The sequence below is a fragment of the Delftia sp. DLF01 genome (assembly GCF_014852125.1).
Lineage (GTDB): Bacteria > Pseudomonadota > Gammaproteobacteria > Burkholderiales > Burkholderiaceae_C > Comamonas > Comamonas acidovorans.
Window position 1 is genome coordinate 998,496 of the sequence record NZ_JACVAZ010000001.1, and the last position, 19,153, is coordinate 1,017,648.

A 19,153-nucleotide genomic window follows, 5' to 3' on the forward strand; every position below is an offset into this window, starting at 1 on the left:
GGCACAGTCTCCGACCCGGTTTCAGAAGCGATAGCCCAGGTTGACATACCAGCTGCGGCCCGGCATGGGCAGGCCGTCATCGAACTGGTACCACTTGTCGCCGATATTGGCCACGCCGAAGTCCACGGTGATGTCGCTGCGCGGCTTGTAGCGTGCACGCAGGTTGGCAATGCCGTAGCCGGGCAGCTTGAGCGTCTGCAACTGGCCGCTGCCCGACAGCGGAACGTAGCGGCCCTTCTCGGTCTCGACCTCGGCATTGAATTCCCACTGCGCCAGCGGACGCCACTGGACACCGGCCAGCAGGCGGTGGCGCGGCGTGTTGGTCAGCGTGATGCTGGAGTCGCTGGTGTTGCGGCGGTTCAGGTAGGTGTAGCCGGCGTTCATGCTCCACTGTGCCGACAGCTGCTGGGCCAGGGACAGCTCCATGCCGATGTTGCGCGTGCGCCCCACGTTCTGCGCCTGGTTGCAGGTGGTGCCGCCGCATTCGGCCGACGCCACGACCACGGTCTGGATCTGGTTGCGCACGCGGCTGTAGAACAGCGCGGCCTGGCCCTGGCCGCCCTGCCAGGGCGAGCCGCTGACGCCCAGCTCCAGGTGGTTGGCCGTCTCGGGCTGCAGGTCGGGGTTGGCCAGGGCCGTGCCCATGCGTGCCGAGTAGCGGTCCTTGATGGTGGGAAAGCGCGTCTTGTGCGAGGCGATGAAATACGCCTCGCTGCCGCCGCCCAGCGCATAGCCGAGCTTGGCCACGCCATTGGTGGCGCTGGTGGAGCCCGTGGGCCACTGGTAGACCTCGCGTGCATCGCGCTGGTCATGGCTGAGCGCCAGGTTCAGGCTCCAGCGTTCGGCCAGGGAGATCGTGTCCTCGACCACCAGCGAGCGCGTTACGTCGCGGTAGTGCTTGCTGGGGTCCTTGGCCGAGGCGGCATCGGTGTGCTCGTCGATCTTGTAGTGCGCGCCCAGGCGCAGCGCATGGCCCTTGAAACTGTAGTTGGCCCACTCGATGCTGGCGCCCTGGCTCACGTCCTTGTAGCTGCTGGTGGGGTCATGGCGCGTGTAGCTCGCGTCCGTGTACATGTCCAGGCCGTTTTGGTAGGTGTCGTGGTAGATGCGTGTCTTGAGCAGGTTGTCGGCATTGATGCGCGTGGTGCTCAGAAAGTACACGCTGTCCTTGTCCCAATAGGGCCAGCGCCAGTAGCGGATGACGTTCTTGCCCGTGGCGCTGCCGGTATACACGGGGTTGCCCTTCTCGCCTTCCTGGCGCACATAGCCCAGCGCGTATTCGTCCGTGGCATTGGGCGTCAGGCCCAGCTTGAACGACAGCCGCTTGTCCGTGCGGTAGGCGTTGTCGCGGTAGTTGCCCGTGTCGGTGGGCTGCTTCTTGAAGTCCTTGAAGCCCTTGGGCAGCGGAAAACTGTCCGCGTCCAGGTAGGAGGCGCCCAACTGGTAGTACCAGGTGCCCAGGTTGCCGCCCAGGTTCACGGCGGCCTTGCGTTCGCCGCCTGCGCCTGCGCCGATGCGTGCATCGCCCTCGAAGGATTTGACCGGCTTGCGCGTGACCAGGTTGATGGCGCCGCCCAGCGTATTGGGGCCATACATCAGCGAGGCGCCAGCCTTGGCCACGCGGATCTCGGACAGGTCGAACGTGGTGAAGCGGCCGAAGTCCACATAGCCGTCATAGGGCACGTACAGCGGCACGCCGTCCACGAACACCGGCACCTGGCGCGGATCGAAGCCGCGCAGGTAGATCATTTCCTCGTTGCGATTGTTGCGCGACAGCGTGGCGCCCGGCAGCAGGCGCACGGCGTCGGCCACGGTGTCGGCATTGCGCTGGCGCATCTCGTCGGCGTCCAGTCGCTGTTCATCGCTGGATATGGCCTGCGCCTCATTACGCGCACCGTGCACATCGACCGTGCCCAACTGGAAGGTCTGCGAAGCCTGTGCTGCAGGTGCACCCGATGGGGCCTCGACCTGGGCTTGCGCCTGCGTGCTGGCGGCCAGGCCTGCGAACAGCAAGGCGTGTGTCAGTGCGGAGCGAAGGCGGAACGAGGGTGAGCAGAGGGCGGGTGAGGATGCGGGAGCGCAGGAGCGGGGCTGGCGGGTCACGGTTTCAGGTTCTTGTGTGGTTGAACGCGGGGAGCGGCTGGTTGTTTCCTTTTGAAAACAGGTTCCGGATTCTAGCGATATGCACTAGCAAACATAACGAGTGACAAAAAACCGTCTGCGGGAAGACTCGGGTTTTCTTTCAGGCCGTTGTGTGAATGCCCGGTCGTTCAGGGGCCGGGCGGTTCAACGGCTCAGCGCCTGCGGCCCAGGCGCTCGCTGGCCAGGGCAGCCGCCAGCCTGGCATCCAGGGGCAGCGGTTCGTCGTGCAGGCGTGCTGCCAGCAGCTCGCCGCACAGCAGCGACAGGGTGAGCCCGCGCGAGCCCATGGCCGTCAGCGCCCACAGGCCGGGAGCCTGATCGGACACCGGTCCGACCACGGGCAGCCGGTCTGGCGAGGCCACGCGCACGGCGCCCCAGGTGGCGCGCGGTGGCGCGTCGAAGAAGCCTTGCAGGCCCTGGTAGGCACCTGGCAGCAGCTGCGCCAGCTTGGCGCCATTGGCTGCATGGGCTGCGGCCTGGTCTTCGGGACTTGGCGGCAGCGCGGTCTGGTCGCGCTCGAAGGTCGATCCCATGACCCAGCCTGGCCCGGCTGCATCGCCGGGCAGCGGCATGGCAGGCACCAGGTTGCCATGGCCGTTGACTGGAAAGGGCGGCATGGCCTGCGCGCTGGCCGGGGTGTGAACATCCCAGCTGACCTGGCCGCGTATGGGCTGCAGCGGCCAGGCGGCCTGGGCGCCCAGGCTGTGCTCCAGCAGCGTATTCGTTGCGGGGCCCAGTGCGAGAACGACCAGTTCAGCCTCGGCCAGCAGATTGCCCTGTGCATCCAGGGCCTGCCAGACGGGCGCGCCACCTGCTGTGTCGGTGCATGCAAGACGCGCCACGCAGGCACGGCCCTGCCAGCGCACGCCCGGCAGCGCCAGCTGCGCCTGCACCAGCCGCGCCGGGCGCACCCAGCCGGCCTGCACATGCCAGCAGGCCGGGGCGTCGGCGGGCAGGCCGGCCGCCGAGAGTTGATCGGCGCTTGCGGGCCGGCTCCAGTGGTCGCTCGGGCCGGGGTATTGCCAGTCGCGCGGCAGCCGCGGGGCGGCTTCCACGCCGTGCTCCAGCACGCCGGTATCGCACCAGTCCGTGCCCGGTTGCAGCAGGCCCTGGCCGGAGAGCATTTGCAGCTGCGCCAGGGTCAGGCGTGCGCCGTCGCGGCTCAGGCGGGACAGCAGGCTGTCATCGGGCGAGACATGGGGGCAGAACAGGCCCGCGGGCAGGGCGGAGGCGCCCGCTGCAGGCGCGTCGGCAGCATCCAGCACGGTGACCTGCCAGCCACGGCGCGACAGGCTGGCGGCGGCAGCCGCACCGGCGATGCCTGCACCCAGCACCATGCAGCGCCGTGGGGTGATGGCTTCCTGCGGCTGCGCACGCGGCCCGCGCGGCCCACGCGGTTGCCAGGCCGGGTCGAAGACGGCATGCAGGTTGTGGCGCTTGGGGCGCACGCCATCCACCTTGCGCACCTGAAAGCCGTGCTGGGCCAGGGCATCGCGCACCGTGCGCGCCACGCACCAGGTGGACAGCTGCGTACCGCGCCGGCAATGGCGCGCCAGCGCGCGCAGGGTGTCAGCACTCCAGAGGTCGGGGTTGAGTTCCGGCGTGAAGCCGTCCAGGTAGATGCTGTCGGCCGTCAGCTGCTGGCGCCGCAGCATGGCCTGGGCATCGCCGATGTACAGCGTCAGCAGCACGCGGCCCTGCTCGAAGGCGAGGCGGTGCACGCCGGGCAGCAGGCCCTGGAACCGGGTGGCCAACTCCTCGGCCAGCAGGCGCAATCCTGGCTCGCGCGGCATGGCCTGGCGCATGGCGTCGGCGCTGACGGGAAAGGCTTCGGCCGAGACGAAATGCAGCAGCCTCGGGCGCCGGGGATCGGCCTTCCAGGCTTCCCAGGCCACGAGGAAATTCAGCCCGAACCCGAAACCGGTCTCCAGGATGCGCCATTGCGGCGCATCGGCCCAGGCCGCCGGCAGGCCGCAGCCGCCCAGAAAGACGTGGCGGGCCTGGTCCAGGCCGCCGAGTTCGCTGTGGTAGCGGTCGCCGAAGCGCGGGCTGTAGGGCGTGCCGTCAGGCAGCCAGTCAATGGGTTCGGACATGGGCAAGGGGCAGAACTACTCCTCCCAGCGCTGCTGGTAGGAGAACACGGGCAGCCGCCACTTGAAGCGGATGGCGGCCAGGCGCAGCGTGAGTCCGCCGGCAAAGCAGACGACGGTGCTGAGGTTGGAGCCCACTTCCAGCGTGCGCAGCCCCAGGAACAGCAGGCACACGGCCAGCGACACGCTGGCGTACAGCTCGCGCCGGAAGACGACCGGCACCTGGTTGCACAGCACGTCGCGCAGAATGCCGCCGCTGATGCCGGTCAGCATGCCCGACATCACCACCACCACGGGCGGGTAGCCCAGCTCCAGCGCCACGTTGCAGCCGATCAGCGAGAAGGCGATCAGCCCCATGGCGTCCAGCAGCAGAAAGACCTGCTTGAGATGGTGCATGTGGCGCGCCACGACGATGGTCAGCAGCCCGGCCGAGATGACCAGGTAGACATATTCAGGGTGCTGCGTCCAGCCGATGGGGTAGTGGCCCAGCACCATGTCGCGGATGGTGCCGCCGCCCAGCGCGGTGACGAAGGCGATCACGGCCACGCCGAAGATGTCCATGTTGCGCCGGCCCGCCGCCAGCGCGCCCGACATGGCTTCGGCCGTGATGGCCACGAGGTAGATCACCAGCATGACGGTGAACTGCGATGTCTGGAACGATTCCAGCAGGGAGACGGATGGAAGCACGGAAAACCTCGGATGAAGACCGGCCCGCGCCGCAGGGTGTGCGGCCACTGCGCCGTCCAGCGCAAGAAGGCGGGCATTGTAGGCGGTCTCTGGGCGGCGGCCATTTGCGGCACCGCAAATGAAACCGCCCCCGGCGCGGTGCGACGGGGGCGGTGAAAGGGCGCGAAGCGGCTCAGGCCGTAGGAGGCACGTAGCCGGCCGCCGCATCGGCGCCGCCGCCGAAGAAGTGGTTTTCCATCTGGCGGGCCAGATACTGGCGGGCGCGGGCGTCGGCCAGGTTCAGGCGGTTTTCGTTGACCAGCATCGTCTGGTGCTTGAGCCAGTCGGCCCAGGCCTGCTTGCTCACGCCTTCAAAAATGCGCTTGCCCAGCTCGCCGGGGTAGGGCGGGAAGTCCAGGCCTTCAGCGTCAACGCCAAGCTTGATGCAGTGAACGGTACGTGCCATGGGGAATTGAGTCCTTGTCTTGTGGAGATTCAGATGTTTTGGGAATAACAAACTGAAATCTTATTGGTTTGAGTTTTAAGAGTTGGCTTTGAGAATGCTTTCCACGGCACCAGACCGTCGTCTCCACTCTCTACCGACACTCCAATGAAAATTCGCCGCCACTTTATCAAGTTTCCTGTCGCCGCCGGCCTGATCGCGGGCTTGACCCTGTCGGCTCTGCCGGCGTTGGCCCAGTCGGTGCAATTGCTCAATGTCTCCTACGATCCGACGCGCGAGCTGTACGTGGAATACAACCAGGCCTTCGCCAAGCACTGGAAGGCCAAGAGCGGCCAGGACGTGAGCGTCAAGCAGTCGCACGGCGGCTCGGGCAAGCAGGCGCGTTCCATCATCGACGGCATCGACGCCGACGTGGCCACGCTGGCGCTGGCCGGCGACATCGACGCCCTGGTCAAGAACGGCAACCTGCTCAAGGCCGACTGGCAAAAGCGCCTGCCGCACAACTCGGCGCCCTACAGCTCCACCATCGTCTTCCTGGTGAAGAAGGGCAATCCCAAGAACCTCAAGGACTGGGACGACCTGGTCAAGCCCGGCGTGCAGGTGATCACGCCCAACCCCAAGACCAGCGGCGGTGCGCGCTGGAACTATCTGGCCGCCTGGGAATTCGCCAAGCGCAAGTACGGCGGCGACGCGCAGGCCAAGGACTTCATCGGCAAGCTGTTCAAGAACGTGCCCGTGCTGGACACGGGCGCACGCGGCGCCACCATCACCTTCGTGCAGCGCGGCGTGGGCGATGTGCTGCTGGCCTGGGAGAACGAGGCCTTCCTGGCACTCAAGGAGTTCGGTCCCGAGAAGTTCCAGATCGTCGTGCCTTCGCTGTCCATCCTGGCCGAGCCTTCGGTGGCCGTGGTCGACAAGGTCGTGGACAAGAAGGGCACGCGCGCCGTGGCCGAGGAGTACCTGAAGTACCTGTACTCCGAGGAAGGCCAGCGCATCGCCGGCCGCAACTACTACCGTCCCACCGATGCCAAGGTCAAGGCCGAGTTCGCGGACAAGTTCCCCAAGCTGGAGCTGGTCACCATCGACCAGGCCTTCGGCGGCTGGGCCAAGGCCGACAAGGACCACTTTGCCGACGGCGGCAGCTTCGACCAGATCTACACCAAGAAGTGAGTGCGGCGCGCCGGCCCGGCCGGCGCCCACCCACTGATTCACCCGCTTTCCCAGACCCCTGCAATCACCACGATCCGCCATGTCCATCTTGCTGACTTCCCGCCACTCTTTGCAGGCCTTGCGCCGCACGGCGCAGGCAGGCGTGCGGATGCACAAGGCAGGAGTGGCAGGCAATGCAGGCGTGGCAGGCGTGGCAGGCGTGGTGGCATCCAGCTCTTTTCTTCGCTTCGAGACCATGGCCTTCGCCAGTCGGCGATGTAGCACCTGACGACTCCGTGCGGTGCGTCTGCAGGCCTGGCCCTGCAGGCGGCCGCCCCTTGCTCCGCCTTCCCTTTTTTTGTTTTCTGGCTGCATGCCGCGCGCATGCATGGGCAGCGCTTTGCCTGCGCCACGCACCACGCACCACTCTTCCAAGGATGTCCGTCATGGTCTCGTTTGATTCTTTCCCCCGACACACAGCCAACTGGCGCCGACGCCAACTGCTGGGCGCGGGCCTTGCCGCAGCAGTCGCCACGGTGGGCGGCCCGGTCCTGGCCCAGGACAAGGCGGGCGACCGCGTGCTGCGCGTGGGCCACCAGAAGGGCTGGCTGTCCATCCTGAAGAGCCGGGGCACGCTGGAAAAGCGGCTGGCGCCGCTGGGCGTGTCGGTGCGCTGGATCGAGTTCAACGCCGGCCCCGTGCAGCTGGAGGCGCTGAACGTGGGCTCCATCGACTTCGGCGATGTGGGCGAGGCCCCGCCCATCTTTGCGCAGGCCGCAGGCGCACCCCTGGTCTATGCGGGCGCCACTGTGCCGCGCCCCGGGCTGGAGGCGGTGATCGTGCCCAAGGACTCGCCCATCCGCAGCGTGCAGGACCTCAAGGGCAAGCGCGTGGCCTACAACAAAGGCTCGAACGTGCAGTACTTCCTGGTCAAGCTGCTGGAAAAGCATGGCCTGAAGTACGGCGATGTGCAGTCCGTCTTCCTGGCGCCGGCCGATGCGCGTGCCGCCTTCGAGCGCGGCTCCGTCGATGCCTGGCTGATCTGGGACCCCTTCCTGGCTGCCGCGCAAAAGACGCTGGACGCCCGCCTGCTGGCCGATGCCACGGGCGTGGTCAACAACCGCGCCTACTACTTCACCTCGCGCGATTTCGCCACGCGCAATGCCGATGTGCTGCGCATTGCCATCGAAGAGGTCGATGGGATTGACCGCTGGGCCTCGAAGAACCAGACGGCCGCTGCCGCCGAGCTGTCCAGCATCCTGGGCCTGGACAAGTCCATCACCGAGCTGTACCTGAGCCGTGCCCGCTTCGGCACCTCGTCCGTGACGCGCGAGATCCTGGCCGAGCAGCAGCAGATCGCCGACACCTTCTTCGAACTCAAGCTCATCCCCCGCAAGCTCAACCTGCTGCATGCCGCGCCGGTGGACCTGATCGCGTCGCGCCCCTGAGCCCACTGCAAGGAGTCCGCACCATGAACGCCATCCCCAAGAAGCCCCGCCTGGACCGCGTGCGCCGCCAGGCCCTGCAACTGCTGGGCACCACCGCCTTCAGCTGGAGCCTGGCCGGCCAGTACGCACGCGCCGAGACGCCGGCCGCCGTGGCCGGGCCCGAGCAGTTGCGCATCGGCTACCAGAAGTCGGCCGTCAACCTGGTCATCCTCAAGCAGCAGGGCGTGCTGGAAAAGCGCTTTGCGGGCACCAAGGTCAGCTGGCTGGAGTTTCCGGCCGGCCCCCAGCTGCTGGAGGCCCTGGCCGCAGGCAGCCTGGATTTCGGCCTGACCGGCGATTCACCCCCGGTCTTTGCCCAGGCCGCGGGCCGCGACCTGCTGTACGTCGGCGCCGAGCCGCCCAAGCCCGAGAGCTCGGCCATCCTCGTGCCGTCGGATTCGCCGCTGCGCGCCCTGGCCGACCTCAAGGGCCGGCGCGTGGCGCTGCAAAAAGGCTCCAGCGCCCATTACCTGCTGGTGCGTGCGCTGGACAAGGCGGGCCTGGCCTGGAACGAGATCCAGCCCGTGTACCTGGCCCCGGCCGATGCGCGCGCCGCCTTCGAACGCAAGAGCGTGGATGCCTGGGCCATCTGGGACCCGTTCTACGCGGCCACCGAGCTGGCGATTCGCCCGCGCGTGCTGGCCAATGGCGAAGGCCTGTCGGGCAACGCCTCGTTCTACCTGGCCGCGCGCGGACTGGTGGAGCGTCATCCGCAGGTGCTGCGCGCGCTGTTCGACGAGCTCACGCGCGCCGATCGCCTGGCCCAGAGCGCACGCCAGGAGGCCGTGGCCCTGGTGGCCGGCTTCAGCGGCCTGGATGCGGCGGTGGTCAGCCGCTTCATTGCGCGCCGGCCCAGCTCCCCCGTGGGCCTGCTGGCTGCGCAGACCGTGGTGGACCAGCAGCGCGTGGCCGATGCATTTTTTCGGCTGGGCCTGATTCCGCGCCAGGTGCAGGTGGCCGACATCGTCTGGCGGCCCTCGGCGGCCGAGTACGCGCGGCTGGCCGAGCCGGCGGCGGCACGGCCTTCTTCCGCCCTTTGATTTCCTTCCTCGATTCCGTCCCCTGACTGGAGCAGCGCATGCAGGTTTTCTGGTTCATTCCCACCCACGGCGACAGCCGCTACCTCGGCACGGCCGAGGGCGCCCGCCCGCTCAGCCACGACTATGTCAAGCAGGTCGCCATCGCGGCCGACAGCCTGGGCTACGAGGGCGTGCTGATTCCCACGGGCCGCTCCTGCGAGGACCCCTGGGTCGTCGCCTCCAGCCTGATTCCGGTCACCAAGCGCCTGAAGTTCCTGGTCGCCGTGCGGCCCGGCCTGCACCAGCCCAGCCTGGCGGCGCGCATGGCCGCCTCGTTCGACCGCCTGTCGGGCGGGCGGCTGCTGATCAATTTGGTCACGGGCGGCGACCGCGCCGAGCTGGAGGGCGACGGCGTCTTCCTCGACCATGCCCAGCGCTACGAGCAATCGGCCGAGTTCATCCGCATCTGGCGCGAGATCCTTGAGCGCAGCCATGAGGGCGGCACGCTCGACTACGAAGGTGAACACCTCTCGGTCAAGGGCGCCAAGCTGTTGTTCCCGCCGCTGCAAAAGCCGTATCCGCCCGTGTACTTCGGCGGTTCGTCCGAAGCCGCGCACGACCTGGCCGCCGAGCAGGTCGATGCCTACCTGACCTGGGGCGAGCCCCCGGCCGAGGTGGCCAAAAAGATTGCCGATGTGCGCGAGAAGGCGGCGCGCCATGGCCGCAGCGTGAAGTTCGGCATCCGCCTGCACGTCATCGTGCGCGAGACCGAGGACGAGGCCTGGGCCGATGCCGATCGCCTGATCAGCCGCCTCAAGGACGAGACCGTGGTCCAGGCCCAGGCCGCCTTCGCGCGCATGGATTCGGAAGGCCAGCGCCGCATGGCCGCCCTGCATGCCGGCGGCAGCCGCCGCACGCGCGCCGAGCTGGAGATCAGCCCCAACCTCTGGGCCGGCGTGGGCCTGGTGCGCGGCGGTGCGGGCACGGCCCTGGTGGGCGATGCGCAGACCGTGGCCGACCGCATCAAGGAGTACGCGGACCTGGGCATAGACACCTTCGTGCTGTCCGGCTATCCGCACCTGGAAGAGGCCTACCGCTTTGCCGAGCTGGTCTTCCCGCTGCTGCCGCTGTCCGTGCGCGACAGGCTGGCTGGCGGCGTGGGCGGGCCGCTGGGCGAGACCGTTGCCAACCTGTACTCGCCGCGCGCGTCGCAAAGCTGAGGGAGTCACGCATGTCCGATGCACGTACCGTTACTGCGCTGCCGGCCTCCTCGGCCGGCGATTCCTGGTCGCCGCTGCTGCGCTTTGCGGCCGGCGTGGGCCGCCGCCTGGTGCCCTGGCTGGTGCCGCTGGCGCTGATCGCCGTCTGGCAGGCCGCCTCGGCCTTCGGCTGGCTGTCCACGCGGGTGCTGCCCGCTCCGCTGGATGTGCTGCGCGCCGCGCAGGCGCTGGCCGAGTCGGGAGAGCTGCTCAAGCATGTGCAGGTGAGCGCGGGCCGCGCGCTGGGCGGCCTGGCCATCGGCGGCGGGCTGGGCCTGGCACTGGGCCTGCTCACGGGCTCGCTGCGCTGGGCGGAGACGCTGCTGGACTCCACCATCCAGATGGTGCGCAACATCCCCGCGCTGGCGCTGATTCCGCTGGTCATCCTGTGGTTCGGCATCGACGAGAGCGCCAAGCTGTTCCTGATCAGCGTGTCGGTGTTCTTTCCCATCTACCTGAACACCTTCCACGGCATACGCAATGTGGATCCCGCGCTGATCGAGATGGGGCGCAGCTACGGCCTCACGCGCTGGCAGCTGTACCGCGAGGTCATCCTGCCGGGCGCGCTGTCCTCCATCCTCGTCGGCCTGCGTTTTTCGCTGGGCCTGATGTGGGTGATCCTCATCGTGGCCGAGACCATCTCGGCGCAGTCGGGCATCGGCTACCTGACCATGAATGCCCGCGAGTTCCTGCAGACCGACGTGGTGCTGGTCGGCATCCTGCTGTACGCCCTGCTGGGCAAGCTGGCCGACTGGTTTGCGCGTGCGCTGGAGCACTGGTGGCTGCGCTGGCATCCGGGCTACCAGCCCAAGTGACACAAGGAGCACGACATGAGCCGATGGAACCGCATGAAGACCACGCTGGCACAGGCCGTGGAGCTGAACACCACCGCGCCGGCGATGGCCTGGGAGGCCTCGTTCGATGCCGATGGCCTGGACGTCAGCGACCGCCTGGCCCAGAACGACGATGCGCCGCAGTCCGCATCCCCCCAATCCGCACCGCGCCGTGGCGTGCGCCTGCAGGCCGGCGGGCTGACCAAGCGCTACGGCCAGCGCGAGGTGCTGCACGAAGTGCAGCTGCAGGTGGAGCCTGGCGAATTCGTCGCCATCGTGGGCCGCAGCGGCTGCGGCAAGAGCACCTTGCTGCGCCTGGTGGCTGGGTTGGAGCAGGCCACGGCCGGCACCTTGCTGCTGGACGGCGAGCCCGCCCGCGCCGTGCAGGGCGCGCAGGGCGGCACGCGCATCATGTTCCAGGACGCGCGCCTGCTGCCCTGGCGGCGCGTGCTGGCCAACGTGACGCTGGGCCTGCCCGCCTCGGCCCAGGAACGTGGCCGCGAAGTGCTGGCCCAGGTCGGCCTGGCCGACCGCGAGGGCGAATGGCCGGCGCGCCTGTCCGGGGGCCAGCGCCAGCGCGTGGCCCTGGCACGCGCCCTGGTGCATCGCCCGCAACTGCTGCTGCTGGACGAGCCGCTGGGCGCGCTCGATGCGCTCACCCGCATAGAGATGCACCGCCTGATCGAAGGCCTGTGGCAGCGCCACGGCTTCACGGCCCTGCTGGTCACGCATGACGTGCAGGAGGCCGTGGCCCTGGCCGACCGCGTGGTGCTGATCGAGGACGGCCGCATCGCGCTGGATGAACGCATCGCCCTGCCACGGCCGCGCGTGCACGGCAGCGTGGCGCTGGCGGCCATCGAGCAACGCATTCTCGACCGCGTGCTGCAAAAGCCCGCCGCCGAGCCCGAAGCCAATCCGCTGACCGACACCACGGCCTGGCCCGGCGTACCGGCCCATGGCCTGCGCTGGGCGGTCTGACTTTCTGTTTTCCCCAACCTTCCTTTGATTCCTTTTGATCCCCAGGAGAAAAACATGTCCATTCAAGCCATCAACGTGCGCAACCAGTTCAAGGGCCAGGTGCGCGAAATCATCCGTGGTGACGTTGTCTCCGAAGTCGATGTGCAAACGCCCTGGGGCGTGGTCACCTCGGTGATCACCACGCGCTCGGTGGACGAGCTGGGCCTGGTCGTGGGCTCCGATGTGGTGGCCCTGGTCAAGTCCACCGAAGTGTCCATTGCCAAGCTCTGAGGCCAGGCACTGAAGGCACTGCCGATGCTCAACCGCCCCAGAGCATCGGCTTGTTGACCATGAGGTAGTAGGTCACGGCCATGGCGATGAAGGCCGGGTAGCCCAGCGCCTCCCAGCGCCGGGCGTAGACGGCATACAGCGCGGGCAGGGCGGCCTGCGCTGCGTGCGCGCCGCGCGCCATGGCGGCCATGCGCACCTGCAGCCAGACCACGGGCAGCCAGCAGGCGCCGGCCAGCAGGTACAGGCCCAGCGACAGTGCCAGCCACGGCGTGGTCAACGGCCAGCCTGCCATGTGGGCCAGGGCAATGCCGCTCAAGGGCTGTATGACCACGCAGGGCGTGGTGAACCACCAGTCCGCACGCACCACCAGGCGGCTGACCACGGCCTGGGCAGCGACGCTGCCGCTGCGGTTGGCGAAGAACATGTAGAAGGCCGAGCCCAGGCCGGTGCCGACCAGCAGCACGCTGGACGCGATATGCAGCGTCTTGAGCAACAGGTAGAGATTCATGCGGACTCCTTGGACGTGACGGGCGCCGACATCAGGTGCAGCAGCATGGCTGCGATCGGCAGGTTCTTGAGCAGCGGCCCCAGCGGATGCAGCCACAGCGTGGGCTGCAGCACCGTGGCCAGCACGGTCATGGCAGCCATCAGCAGCAAGGCCGCCAGATAGCTCTTGCGGCAGGGCAGCAGCCACAGCGCCAGGCCCACGGCCAGGTCGGCGAGCAGGCCGCTCCAGACCAGGAATGTCTGCCAGCGCGCATCGTGGATGCCGGCATCGGCCAGCACCTGCACGCTCAGGCCCCGGTGCTCAATGGCGCTGACCAGGGCCGTGCCCAGCCAGACGGCGATCAGGCTCAAGTGCATGGTGCGCAGCGGCGCTGGAACGGGGCGTGAGCGGCGCTCATCCATGGCGCAAGGTGGACAGCAGTTGGGAGGGCGCAATGCCGGGCCGGCCCAGCAGGGCTTGCAATCCGGCCGGATCGGTGACGTTGTCGCTGGCCAGCATGGCCAGTGTCTCGCTGCACCAGGGTGAGGCGCTGACCCAGTCGCCAGCGCGTGCGCTGGCGCGGGTGAGCCAGCCGGGCAGCGTGCCCACGCGGGCCGGAGCGCGGCCCATCTGCGCGCGCAGGCTGGCAATCAGTGCGGCCAGCGGCAAGGGCAGGGGGCCACCGATCTCGATCATGCCCACGGGCTCGGGGCGCGTCACCAGGCCGGCCACGGCCTCGGCCAGGTCGCGCACGGCCACGGGCTGCACGCGGGCCTGCAGCACGGGGCGCGGCAGCAGCAGCGCCGGCAGGCGCGCCATGGACAGGAACATCTCGCTGCTGGCGCCGCCAGCGCCGAACACCACGCTGGGGCGGACCACGCAGCCTTGCAGGTGGCCCGCCGCCGTGAGTGCCAGCAGATGCTCGTCAGCGGTGCGCTTGGTGGTGGCGTAGCGCGTGGCACTGCCTTCTATGCCCAGGGCAGAGATCTGTACCACGCGCCGCACGCCGGCAGCGGCGCAGGCATCGAACAGGGCGATGGGGGCCTGGGCGTGCATGGCATCGATGGGCCGGGAGGCGCTGTCGCGCAGCACGCCCACGGCATTGACCACGGCATCCACGCCCGCCAGGTGCGGCAGCCAGGCGTCGGGCGTGGTGGCCTTGGCGTAGTCGAGCGCAGGCAGGGAATGGCGGCTGCGCGCCACGGGATCATGGCCGGCCAGGGCCAGCAGGTTGACGATATGGCGGCCGATGAAGCCGTTGCCGCCGCAGACCAGAATGCGCATGGTGACCTCCAGTTTCTCTTGTGACGGAAATTTCAGGCTCGGCGCCCGCGCTTGACGCGGGAGTCAGCGGCCTCGGAGCGCACGAAGCGCTGCACGCTGGCGCCCAGGCGCAGCAGCTTGTCCAGCGTGGAGGGCGACAGCCGCAGCATCTCGTCGGTCCAGATGCCCAGTGACTCCATGAGGCGCAGCGTCTCGTGCACGCGGTCCTGGGTGTCGGGGGATTCGTCGTCGAAGCCAGGCTCGGCGATCAGTTCGCGCAGCATCTCGGAGGTCGGGTCGAACTCGCGCTGCTTGCGCTCTCGCACGATGGTGCGCAGCAGCTCCCAGACATCGGACGAGGTCTCGAAGTAGTCGCGGCGGTCGCCGGGCCTGCGGCTGGTGCGGATCAGCTCCCAGCCTTGCAGTTCCTTGAGGCTGTTGCTCACGTTGGAGCGAGCGGCGCCCAGCGTGTCGGCAATCTCTTCCGCGTTGAGCGGGCGGCCATGGAAAAACAGCAGGGCGTGGATCTGGGCGACCGTGCGGTTCACTCCCCAGGAGCTGCCCATGTCGCCCCAATGGTGGATGAAACGGTGTGCGATGGGACTCAGTTGCATGGCCTCAGTGTCTGCAGGTCTGAAATTTCTGTCAAGAGAGAAATTTGAGAAAGCTGAAAAATCAAAACCGGCTGCAGCGCGGAGGCGGCGCCTGGCGGGGCGCGGCACGTGCTGCTCCATAATGCTGGGCAGCCTGGCCTGCCACCCAGTACATACACAGGCGGGCCGCCGTTTTGAGGGGAACACCATGACTGCTGTGCAAAACCTGCGTGCCATCACCGTGCTGGCCGCCTGCGCGCTGGCGCAGGCCGCGTCTGCCGCCTGCTATTCCGTCTACACGCCCGAGCAGGAACTGATCTACCGCTCCAACCGCCCGCCGGTGGACCTGACCTTGCCGCTGCACCAGACCGTGGACAAGATCGAGCGCGGTGCCACCATGGTGTTCACGCTGGACGAATTCAACTGCATCACCGAAATCAACCTGCTGGCCGAACGCGAGCAACTGGCCCGGGCGCGCCAGGAGCGGCAGCGGGACCTGGGCCGCAGCAGCACTCCGCGCTCCTGAGAGGCAAAAGCGAGTTGGGGGCTTTTTTGGGGAGCCGCCAACAGGGCAAGGGGAGAGCCTGAGACAATCGTGCCCCATGAGTGAACCCCGCGACAACAAGATCCCCGACAACCTGCCCGAAGCCGACATCGACGCCCCTGCACTGCCCGAAGGCTGGCTGCAGGTGCTGTCCATGGATATGGACGCCCAGGGCGTGGCCCGCAAGAGCGATGGCAAGGTGGTATTCATCGACGGCGCCCTGCCGACCGAACTGGTCAGCGCCAACACCCATCGCAAGAAAAACAACTGGGAAGCCGCCAGCCTGACGGCCATCCACCGCGAATCTTCCCAGCGCGTGCGCCCCGGCTGCCCGAATTTCGGTCTGCACGCCGGTGCCTGCGGCGGCTGCAAGATGCAGCATCTGCACGTGGGCGCCCAGGTGGCCATCAAGCAGCGCGTGCTGGAAGACAATCTCTGGCATCTGGCCAAGGTCAAGCCCGAGACGCTGCTGCGCCCCATCGAAGGTCCGTCCTGGGCCTACCGTTTCCGCTCGCGCCTGTCGGTGCGCTATGTGGCCAAGAAGGGCAAGGTGCTGGTGGGCTTTCACGAGCGCAAGAGCCGCTACATCGCCGACATGGAGACCTGCAAGATCCTGCCCCCCCATGTGGACGCCATGCTGCTGCCCATGCGCGCGCTGATCGCCTCCATGGATGCGCGCGAAACCTGCCCGCAGATCGAGGTTGCCTGCGGCGACTCCGTCACGGCCCTGGTGCTGCGCCATCTGGAGCCGCTGTCCGAGGACGACCAGGCCCGGCTGCGCGCTTTCGCAGTCGAGCACAACGTTCAGTGGTGGCTGCAGCCCAAGGGCCCGGACACCGTGCACCTCATGGAGCAGGGAGGTGCCCAGCTCGACTACGGCCTGCCCGATTTCGGCATCACCATGCCGTTCAAGCCCACGGACTTCACCCAGGTCAATCCGCACATCAACCGCGTGCTGGTCACGCGTGCGCTGCGCCTGCTGGATGTCAAGAAGGACGAGCGCGTGATCGACTGGTTCTGCGGTCTGGGCAACTTCACCCTTCCCCTGGCCACGCAGGCGCGCGAGGTGCTGGGCATCGAGGGCAGCGATACTCTGGTCAAGCGCTCCCATGAAAACTACGCGGCCAACAACGCACAGCGCGCAGAGGGCGACAAGCTCGCGCCCACGCGCTTTGTGGCGCGCAACCTGTTCGAGATGACGCCCGAGATGCTGTTCGCCGACGGCGTGGCCGGCAAGTGGCTGGTGGATCCGCCGCGTGAAGGCGCGTTTGCGCTGTCCAAGGCCCTGGCCGACATCCACCAGGCGCGCATCGGTGCCGAAGGCGCCGAGCCCCTGCCGGCAGGGCATGAGGCCTGGCGCTTTCCCGAGCGCATCGTCTATGTCAGCTGCAATCCCGCAACGCTGGCGCGCGATGCCGGCCTTCTGGTGCATCTGGCCGGCTATCGCTGTGTATCGGCAGGCGTGGTCAACATGTTCCCGCACACGGCCCACGTGGAGAGCATGGCGGTGTTCGAGCGCTGCGCAGACTGACGGCCTGGCTGCCCGTGCCATGAAAAAAGCCGTGGAGCCCTCGGGCGGCCACGGCTTTTTAACGGGCGGATCCAGATCTCAAATCCGGATCTCAAAAGGGGTCAGCTGCGATTGCGGCCTGAGGTCGGCTCGGCAGGCGCCTCGTCCTTGTCGCTGCGGCGGCGGTCGCTCTGGCCCAGGACCGAAGGCGTGCCTTCCATCTTGTTGGCGCGCATGTACTCGTCCATATCCTTCCAGCCTGCAAACACCAGGGCCTTGGACGATTTGGGGTTGAGCGTGTAGCAATCCTCCAGCCCGCGCAGGGCATGGCGGCACGCCCCGCCGATGGCCTTGGCCTCGGCCTCCTTTGCGACGGTGCGGGGGTCCGGTCCCAGGCCCGGAATATCATCCAGCTTGCAGCCGGCGAGCAGCGTGGGCAGCAGCAGGATGGCGAAGGTGCGGGGAAGATTAGGCATGGTCATCTTGAGGAGATTATCGGCAGGCCCTGGAAGAAGTTGAGTCCGCTTTGCACAAATGATGATCCCGGACATGCAAAAGGCCTCCCGAAGGAGGCCTTTGGTGTGCAGCAGGGAAGGTGAAGCCTTCCGAGTGCGGCATCAGTCGCGTTCGCCGCCCATGATGCCCAGCAGGGCCAGCAGGCTCTGGAACACGTTGAACAGGTCCAGGTACAGAGCCAGCGTGGCGCTGATGTAGTTGGTCTCGCCGCCGTCCATGATCTGCTTGAGGTCATAGAGCATGTAGGCGCTGAAGATGCCGATGGCCGCCACCGAGATCGCCATCATGCCGGCCGTGGAGCCGATGAAGACGTTGATGATGGAGCCCACGAACAGCACCAGCACGCCGACGAACAGGAACTTGCCCATGCCCGACAGGTCGCGCTTGATCACCGTGGCCAGCGAGGCCATGACCAGGAACACGCCGGCCGTGCCTGCAAAGGCGGTCATGATCAGCTCGGAGCCGTTCTTGAAGCCCAGGATCATGCCGATCATGCGCGACAGCATCAGGCCCATGAAGAACGTGAAGCCCAGTAGCACGGGGATGCCGGCTGCCGAGTGCTTTGTCTTCTCGATGGCGAACATGAAGCCGAAGGCGCCGCCCAGGAAGACGATGAGCCCCAACCCGCCGCTCAGCGAGCGCGTGATGCCCGTGGCCACGCCCAGCCAAGCGCCCAGCACGGTGGGGAGAAGACTCAGGGCCAGCAGCCAGTAGGTGTTGCGCAATACGCGATTGCGCTCTTGCTGCGAGACACCGTAGCCCGCAGAGCCCAGTGTGGTGACTTGATCATTCATGTGGCCAGTCCTCCGAAGGAGTGTTGTTGCGACTTGCCCATTCTAGGTGGCGGCTTGCGCGCGACTTGCAATACCCCGAGCCGCCGCCATGGTTTGGTTTCGAATGTTTTGTTCTGCGCATGCATTGTCAGTCCTCATACGATTGCTATGCTTATAGGACATTTGTGATGGAATGGATAATTGGAATCTTATGAAGATCAAGCATGAACTCGAACTGGCCGACGTGAAGGCCATTGCCGCCGCCGCAGAAGCCGAGGCGCTGAAGAACAAGTGGGCCGTGACCATTGCCATCGTCGATGACGGCGGCCACCTGCTGTGGCTGCAGCGCCTGGATGGCGCCGCCGCCGTGTCGGCCCACATCGCTCCGTCCAAGGCCCGCTCGGCGGCCCTGGGCCGCCGCGATACCAAGGGCTATGAAGACATGATCAACAACGGCCGCACGGCCTTCCTGAGCGCGCCCACGCTGGACGGCCTGCTCGAAGGTGGCGTGGCCATCATGAAGGACGGCCAATGCCTGGGCGCCGTGGGCGTCAGCGGCGTCAAGGCCAGCGAGGATGCGCAGGTTGCCAGCGCCGGCATTGCTGCTCTGGGCCTGTAATAGCCCCTGGTGCACCCATGCTGCATGAATCGCTCCCTGGGGACTGATCCATGCAACCAAGAAAAAGCCCCTGTGCCGATGGACAGGGGCTTTTTCTTTGGTCAATCTGCGATGCAGCGCGGGGAAAAAATGCTTGGCTACGCAAAATCCGAAGATTTTGTTGGCTGGCTAATCGACCTCTGAGACTGGAAGTCCCAAGGTCGCCCCACGATGAAACGAAGAAGCCGCCGGTCGGGCATCCGACGACGGCCGGAATCTTGCTTATTTGGTCAGGATGAGCTTGCCCAGCTTGGTGGCCTGCAGGCGGTAGGGCGTGCCGTTGTGCACGATGGTCACAGCCTTTTGTCCATTGAGCAGCAGGGTGCTGTCGAGTCCGCTGGCGGCCCCGGTCAGGGCTGCAGATGCTGCGGCCTGCAGCGCTGCAAAGGCCTGGGCGTTGGAGTTGCCGGACAGATGCGAGGTGGCGGCGGAAGTGGCAGACATGCAGGGAAT

Annotated in this window: 22 protein-coding genes; 11 read left to right on the forward strand and 11 right to left on the reverse strand. The window is 67.3% G+C overall.

What is annotated here, in order from left to right; genetic code table 11:
- Positions 1–21: 21 nt before the first annotated feature.
- The 4 genes from IB269_RS04330 to IB269_RS04345 form a co-directional block, all read right to left on the reverse strand.
- A complete protein-coding gene (locus tag IB269_RS04330) occupies positions 22–2,103 on the reverse strand; it encodes a TonB-dependent receptor plug domain-containing protein (RefSeq protein WP_192366480.1) in 2,082 nt (693 codons plus the stop codon).
- A 191-nt stretch (positions 2,104–2,294) separates the two neighbouring features.
- Positions 2,295–4,235: an FAD-dependent 5-carboxymethylaminomethyl-2-thiouridine(34) oxidoreductase MnmC gene (gene mnmC, locus IB269_RS04335; protein ID WP_192366481.1), complete on the reverse strand. Its 1,941-nt coding sequence runs from the start codon at positions 4,233–4,235 to the stop codon at positions 2,295–2,297.
- A gap of 15 nt (positions 4,236–4,250) precedes the next feature.
- The gene (locus IB269_RS04340; protein WP_097201907.1) at positions 4,251–4,919 is read right to left on the reverse strand and encodes a trimeric intracellular cation channel family protein; all 669 of its coding nucleotides are present in this window, start codon (positions 4,917–4,919) and stop codon (positions 4,251–4,253) included.
- Positions 4,920–5,091: 172 nt separating this feature from the next.
- Positions 5,092–5,364, reverse strand: a complete 273-nt coding sequence (locus IB269_RS04345) for an oxidative damage protection protein (RefSeq protein WP_012206441.1) — start codon at positions 5,362–5,364, stop codon at positions 5,092–5,094.
- 144 nt (positions 5,365–5,508) lie between these two features.
- On the opposite strand from IB269_RS04345, the gene IB269_RS04350 reads away from it, so the two are divergent.
- The 7 genes from IB269_RS04350 (at position 5,509) to IB269_RS04380 (ending at position 12,356) form a co-directional block, all read left to right on the forward strand.
- Positions 5,509–6,531 carry a sulfate ABC transporter substrate-binding protein gene (locus tag IB269_RS04350; protein ID WP_013801660.1) on the forward strand — a complete coding sequence of 341 codons (1,023 nt, stop codon included), beginning with the start codon at positions 5,509–5,511 and terminating at the stop codon, positions 6,529–6,531.
- A 425-nt stretch (positions 6,532–6,956) separates the two neighbouring features.
- Positions 6,957–7,958: a sulfonate ABC transporter substrate-binding protein gene (locus IB269_RS04355; protein ID WP_170962019.1), complete on the forward strand. Its 1,002-nt coding sequence runs from the start codon at positions 6,957–6,959 to the stop codon at positions 7,956–7,958.
- A 23-nt stretch (positions 7,959–7,981) separates the two neighbouring features.
- Positions 7,982–9,037 carry an aliphatic sulfonate ABC transporter substrate-binding protein gene (locus tag IB269_RS04360; protein ID WP_013801662.1) on the forward strand — a complete coding sequence of 352 codons (1,056 nt, stop codon included), beginning with the start codon at positions 7,982–7,984 and terminating at the stop codon, positions 9,035–9,037.
- 38 nt (positions 9,038–9,075) lie between these two features.
- Positions 9,076–10,236: an FMNH2-dependent alkanesulfonate monooxygenase gene (gene ssuD, locus IB269_RS04365; protein WP_034395335.1), complete on the forward strand. Its 1,161-nt coding sequence runs from the start codon at positions 9,076–9,078 to the stop codon at positions 10,234–10,236.
- A gap of 11 nt (positions 10,237–10,247) precedes the next feature.
- Positions 10,248–11,090, forward strand: a complete 843-nt coding sequence (gene ssuC, locus IB269_RS04370; RefSeq protein ID WP_097201910.1) for an aliphatic sulfonate ABC transporter permease SsuC — start codon at positions 10,248–10,250, stop codon at positions 11,088–11,090.
- A gap of 15 nt (positions 11,091–11,105) precedes the next feature.
- Entirely contained in the window at positions 11,106–12,086 is a 981-nt protein-coding gene (locus IB269_RS04375) for an ATP-binding cassette domain-containing protein (protein WP_012206435.1), read from the forward strand.
- A gap of 54 nt (positions 12,087–12,140) precedes the next feature.
- Positions 12,141–12,356 carry a TOBE domain-containing protein gene (locus tag IB269_RS04380; RefSeq protein ID WP_012206434.1) on the forward strand — a complete coding sequence of 72 codons (216 nt, stop codon included), beginning with the start codon at positions 12,141–12,143 and terminating at the stop codon, positions 12,354–12,356.
- 28 nt (positions 12,357–12,384) lie between these two features.
- On the opposite strand, the gene IB269_RS04385 is transcribed toward IB269_RS04380, so the two are convergent.
- From IB269_RS04385 to IB269_RS04400, 4 genes are read right to left on the reverse strand one after another with little or no spacing between them, the layout of a single operon-like run.
- Positions 12,385–12,864, reverse strand: coding sequence for a DUF2269 family protein (locus IB269_RS04385; RefSeq protein WP_034395341.1), 480 nt, complete (start codon positions 12,862–12,864; stop codon positions 12,385–12,387).
- Positions 12,861–13,265 carry a DoxX-like family protein gene (locus IB269_RS04390; protein ID WP_192366482.1) on the reverse strand — a complete coding sequence of 135 codons (405 nt, stop codon included), beginning with the start codon at positions 13,263–13,265 and terminating at the stop codon, positions 12,861–12,863. The genes IB269_RS04385 and IB269_RS04390 overlap by 4 nt, the downstream gene beginning before the upstream one ends.
- Positions 13,258–14,127 (reverse strand): NAD-dependent epimerase/dehydratase family protein, encoded by an 870-nt coding sequence (locus tag IB269_RS04395; RefSeq protein WP_192366483.1) that lies wholly within the window; start codon positions 14,125–14,127, stop codon positions 13,258–13,260. Before IB269_RS04395 ends, IB269_RS04390 begins: the two co-directional genes overlap by 8 nt.
- 32 nt (positions 14,128–14,159) lie before the next feature.
- Positions 14,160–14,720, reverse strand: a complete 561-nt coding sequence (locus IB269_RS04400) for a GbsR/MarR family transcriptional regulator (protein WP_192366484.1) — start codon at positions 14,718–14,720, stop codon at positions 14,160–14,162.
- Positions 14,721–14,907: 187 nt separating this feature from the next.
- Here IB269_RS04400 and IB269_RS04405 point away from each other — a divergent pair, with 187 nt between their 5' ends.
- Positions 14,908–15,225, forward strand: coding sequence for a hypothetical protein (locus tag IB269_RS04405; protein WP_013801667.1), 318 nt, complete (start codon positions 14,908–14,910; stop codon positions 15,223–15,225).
- Positions 15,226–15,301: 76 nt separating this feature from the next.
- Entirely contained in the window at positions 15,302–16,774 is a 1,473-nt protein-coding gene (gene rlmD / locus IB269_RS04410) for a 23S rRNA (uracil(1939)-C(5))-methyltransferase RlmD (protein WP_034395354.1), read from the forward strand.
- 101 nt (positions 16,775–16,875) lie between these two features.
- Here the strand turns inward: rlmD and IB269_RS04415 are convergent, their stop codons facing one another.
- Positions 16,876–17,304, reverse strand: a complete 429-nt coding sequence (locus IB269_RS04415; RefSeq protein WP_012206427.1) for a hypothetical protein — start codon at positions 17,302–17,304, stop codon at positions 16,876–16,878.
- Positions 17,305–17,370: 66 nt separating this feature from the next.
- Positions 17,371–18,063, reverse strand: coding sequence for a Bax inhibitor-1/YccA family protein (locus IB269_RS04420; RefSeq protein ID WP_012206426.1), 693 nt, complete (start codon positions 18,061–18,063; stop codon positions 17,371–17,373).
- 190 nt (positions 18,064–18,253) lie between these two features.
- On the opposite strand from IB269_RS04420, the gene IB269_RS04425 reads away from it, so the two are divergent.
- Both IB269_RS04425 and IB269_RS04430 read left to right on the forward strand, forming a co-directional pair.
- Positions 18,254–18,661: a heme-binding protein gene (locus tag IB269_RS04425; protein WP_192366485.1), complete on the forward strand. Its 408-nt coding sequence runs from the start codon at positions 18,254–18,256 to the stop codon at positions 18,659–18,661.
- 24 nt (positions 18,662–18,685) lie between these two features.
- Positions 18,686–18,844 (forward strand): hypothetical protein, encoded by a 159-nt coding sequence (locus IB269_RS04430; protein WP_192366486.1) that lies wholly within the window; start codon positions 18,686–18,688, stop codon positions 18,842–18,844.
- A 78-nt stretch (positions 18,845–18,922) separates the two neighbouring features.
- Here the strand turns inward: IB269_RS04430 and hemP are convergent, their stop codons facing one another.
- Positions 18,923–19,144: a hemin uptake protein HemP gene (gene hemP, locus IB269_RS04435; RefSeq protein ID WP_012206424.1), complete on the reverse strand. Its 222-nt coding sequence runs from the start codon at positions 19,142–19,144 to the stop codon at positions 18,923–18,925.
- Positions 19,145–19,153: the final 9 nt, after the last annotated feature.

Excerpts from the sequence above, each read along its gene's own strand:
- mnmC (WP_192366481.1), bottom strand. The coding sequence starts at position 4,235 with ATGTCCGAACCCATTGACTGGCTGCCTGACGGCACGCCCTACAGCCCG.
- IB269_RS04345 (WP_012206441.1), bottom strand. The coding sequence starts at position 5,364 with ATGGCACGTACCGTTCACTGCATCAAGCTTGGCGTTGACGCTGAAGGC.
- IB269_RS04350 (WP_013801660.1), top strand. The coding sequence starts at position 5,509 with ATGAAAATTCGCCGCCACTTTATCAAGTTTCCTGTCGCCGCCGGCCTG.
- IB269_RS04355 (WP_170962019.1), top strand. The coding sequence starts at position 6,957 with ATGGTCTCGTTTGATTCTTTCCCCCGACACACAGCCAACTGGCGCCGA.
- IB269_RS04360 (WP_013801662.1), top strand. The coding sequence starts at position 7,982 with ATGAACGCCATCCCCAAGAAGCCCCGCCTGGACCGCGTGCGCCGCCAG.
- ssuD (WP_034395335.1), top strand. The coding sequence starts at position 9,076 with ATGCAGGTTTTCTGGTTCATTCCCACCCACGGCGACAGCCGCTACCTC.
- ssuC (WP_097201910.1), top strand. The coding sequence starts at position 10,248 with ATGTCCGATGCACGTACCGTTACTGCGCTGCCGGCCTCCTCGGCCGGC.
- IB269_RS04375 (WP_012206435.1), top strand. The coding sequence starts at position 11,106 with ATGAGCCGATGGAACCGCATGAAGACCACGCTGGCACAGGCCGTGGAG.
- IB269_RS04380 (WP_012206434.1), top strand. The coding sequence starts at position 12,141 with ATGTCCATTCAAGCCATCAACGTGCGCAACCAGTTCAAGGGCCAGGTG.
- IB269_RS04385 (WP_034395341.1), bottom strand. The coding sequence starts at position 12,864 with ATGAATCTCTACCTGTTGCTCAAGACGCTGCATATCGCGTCCAGCGTG.
- IB269_RS04390 (WP_192366482.1), bottom strand. The coding sequence starts at position 13,265 with ATGGATGAGCGCCGCTCACGCCCCGTTCCAGCGCCGCTGCGCACCATG.
- IB269_RS04395 (WP_192366483.1), bottom strand. The coding sequence starts at position 14,127 with ATGCGCATTCTGGTCTGCGGCGGCAACGGCTTCATCGGCCGCCATATC.
- IB269_RS04400 (WP_192366484.1), bottom strand. The coding sequence starts at position 14,720 with ATGCAACTGAGTCCCATCGCACACCGTTTCATCCACCATTGGGGCGAC.
- IB269_RS04405 (WP_013801667.1), top strand. The coding sequence starts at position 14,908 with ATGACTGCTGTGCAAAACCTGCGTGCCATCACCGTGCTGGCCGCCTGC.
- rlmD (WP_034395354.1), top strand. The coding sequence starts at position 15,302 with ATGAGTGAACCCCGCGACAACAAGATCCCCGACAACCTGCCCGAAGCC.
- IB269_RS04415 (WP_012206427.1), bottom strand. The coding sequence starts at position 17,304 with ATGTCCGGGATCATCATTTGTGCAAAGCGGACTCAACTTCTTCCAGGG.
- IB269_RS04420 (WP_012206426.1), bottom strand. The coding sequence starts at position 18,063 with ATGAATGATCAAGTCACCACACTGGGCTCTGCGGGCTACGGTGTCTCG.
- IB269_RS04425 (WP_192366485.1), top strand. The coding sequence starts at position 18,254 with ATGAAGATCAAGCATGAACTCGAACTGGCCGACGTGAAGGCCATTGCC.
- IB269_RS04430 (WP_192366486.1), top strand. The coding sequence starts at position 18,686 with ATGAATCGCTCCCTGGGGACTGATCCATGCAACCAAGAAAAAGCCCCT.
- hemP (WP_012206424.1), bottom strand. The coding sequence starts at position 19,144 with ATGTCTGCCACTTCCGCCGCCACCTCGCATCTGTCCGGCAACTCCAAC.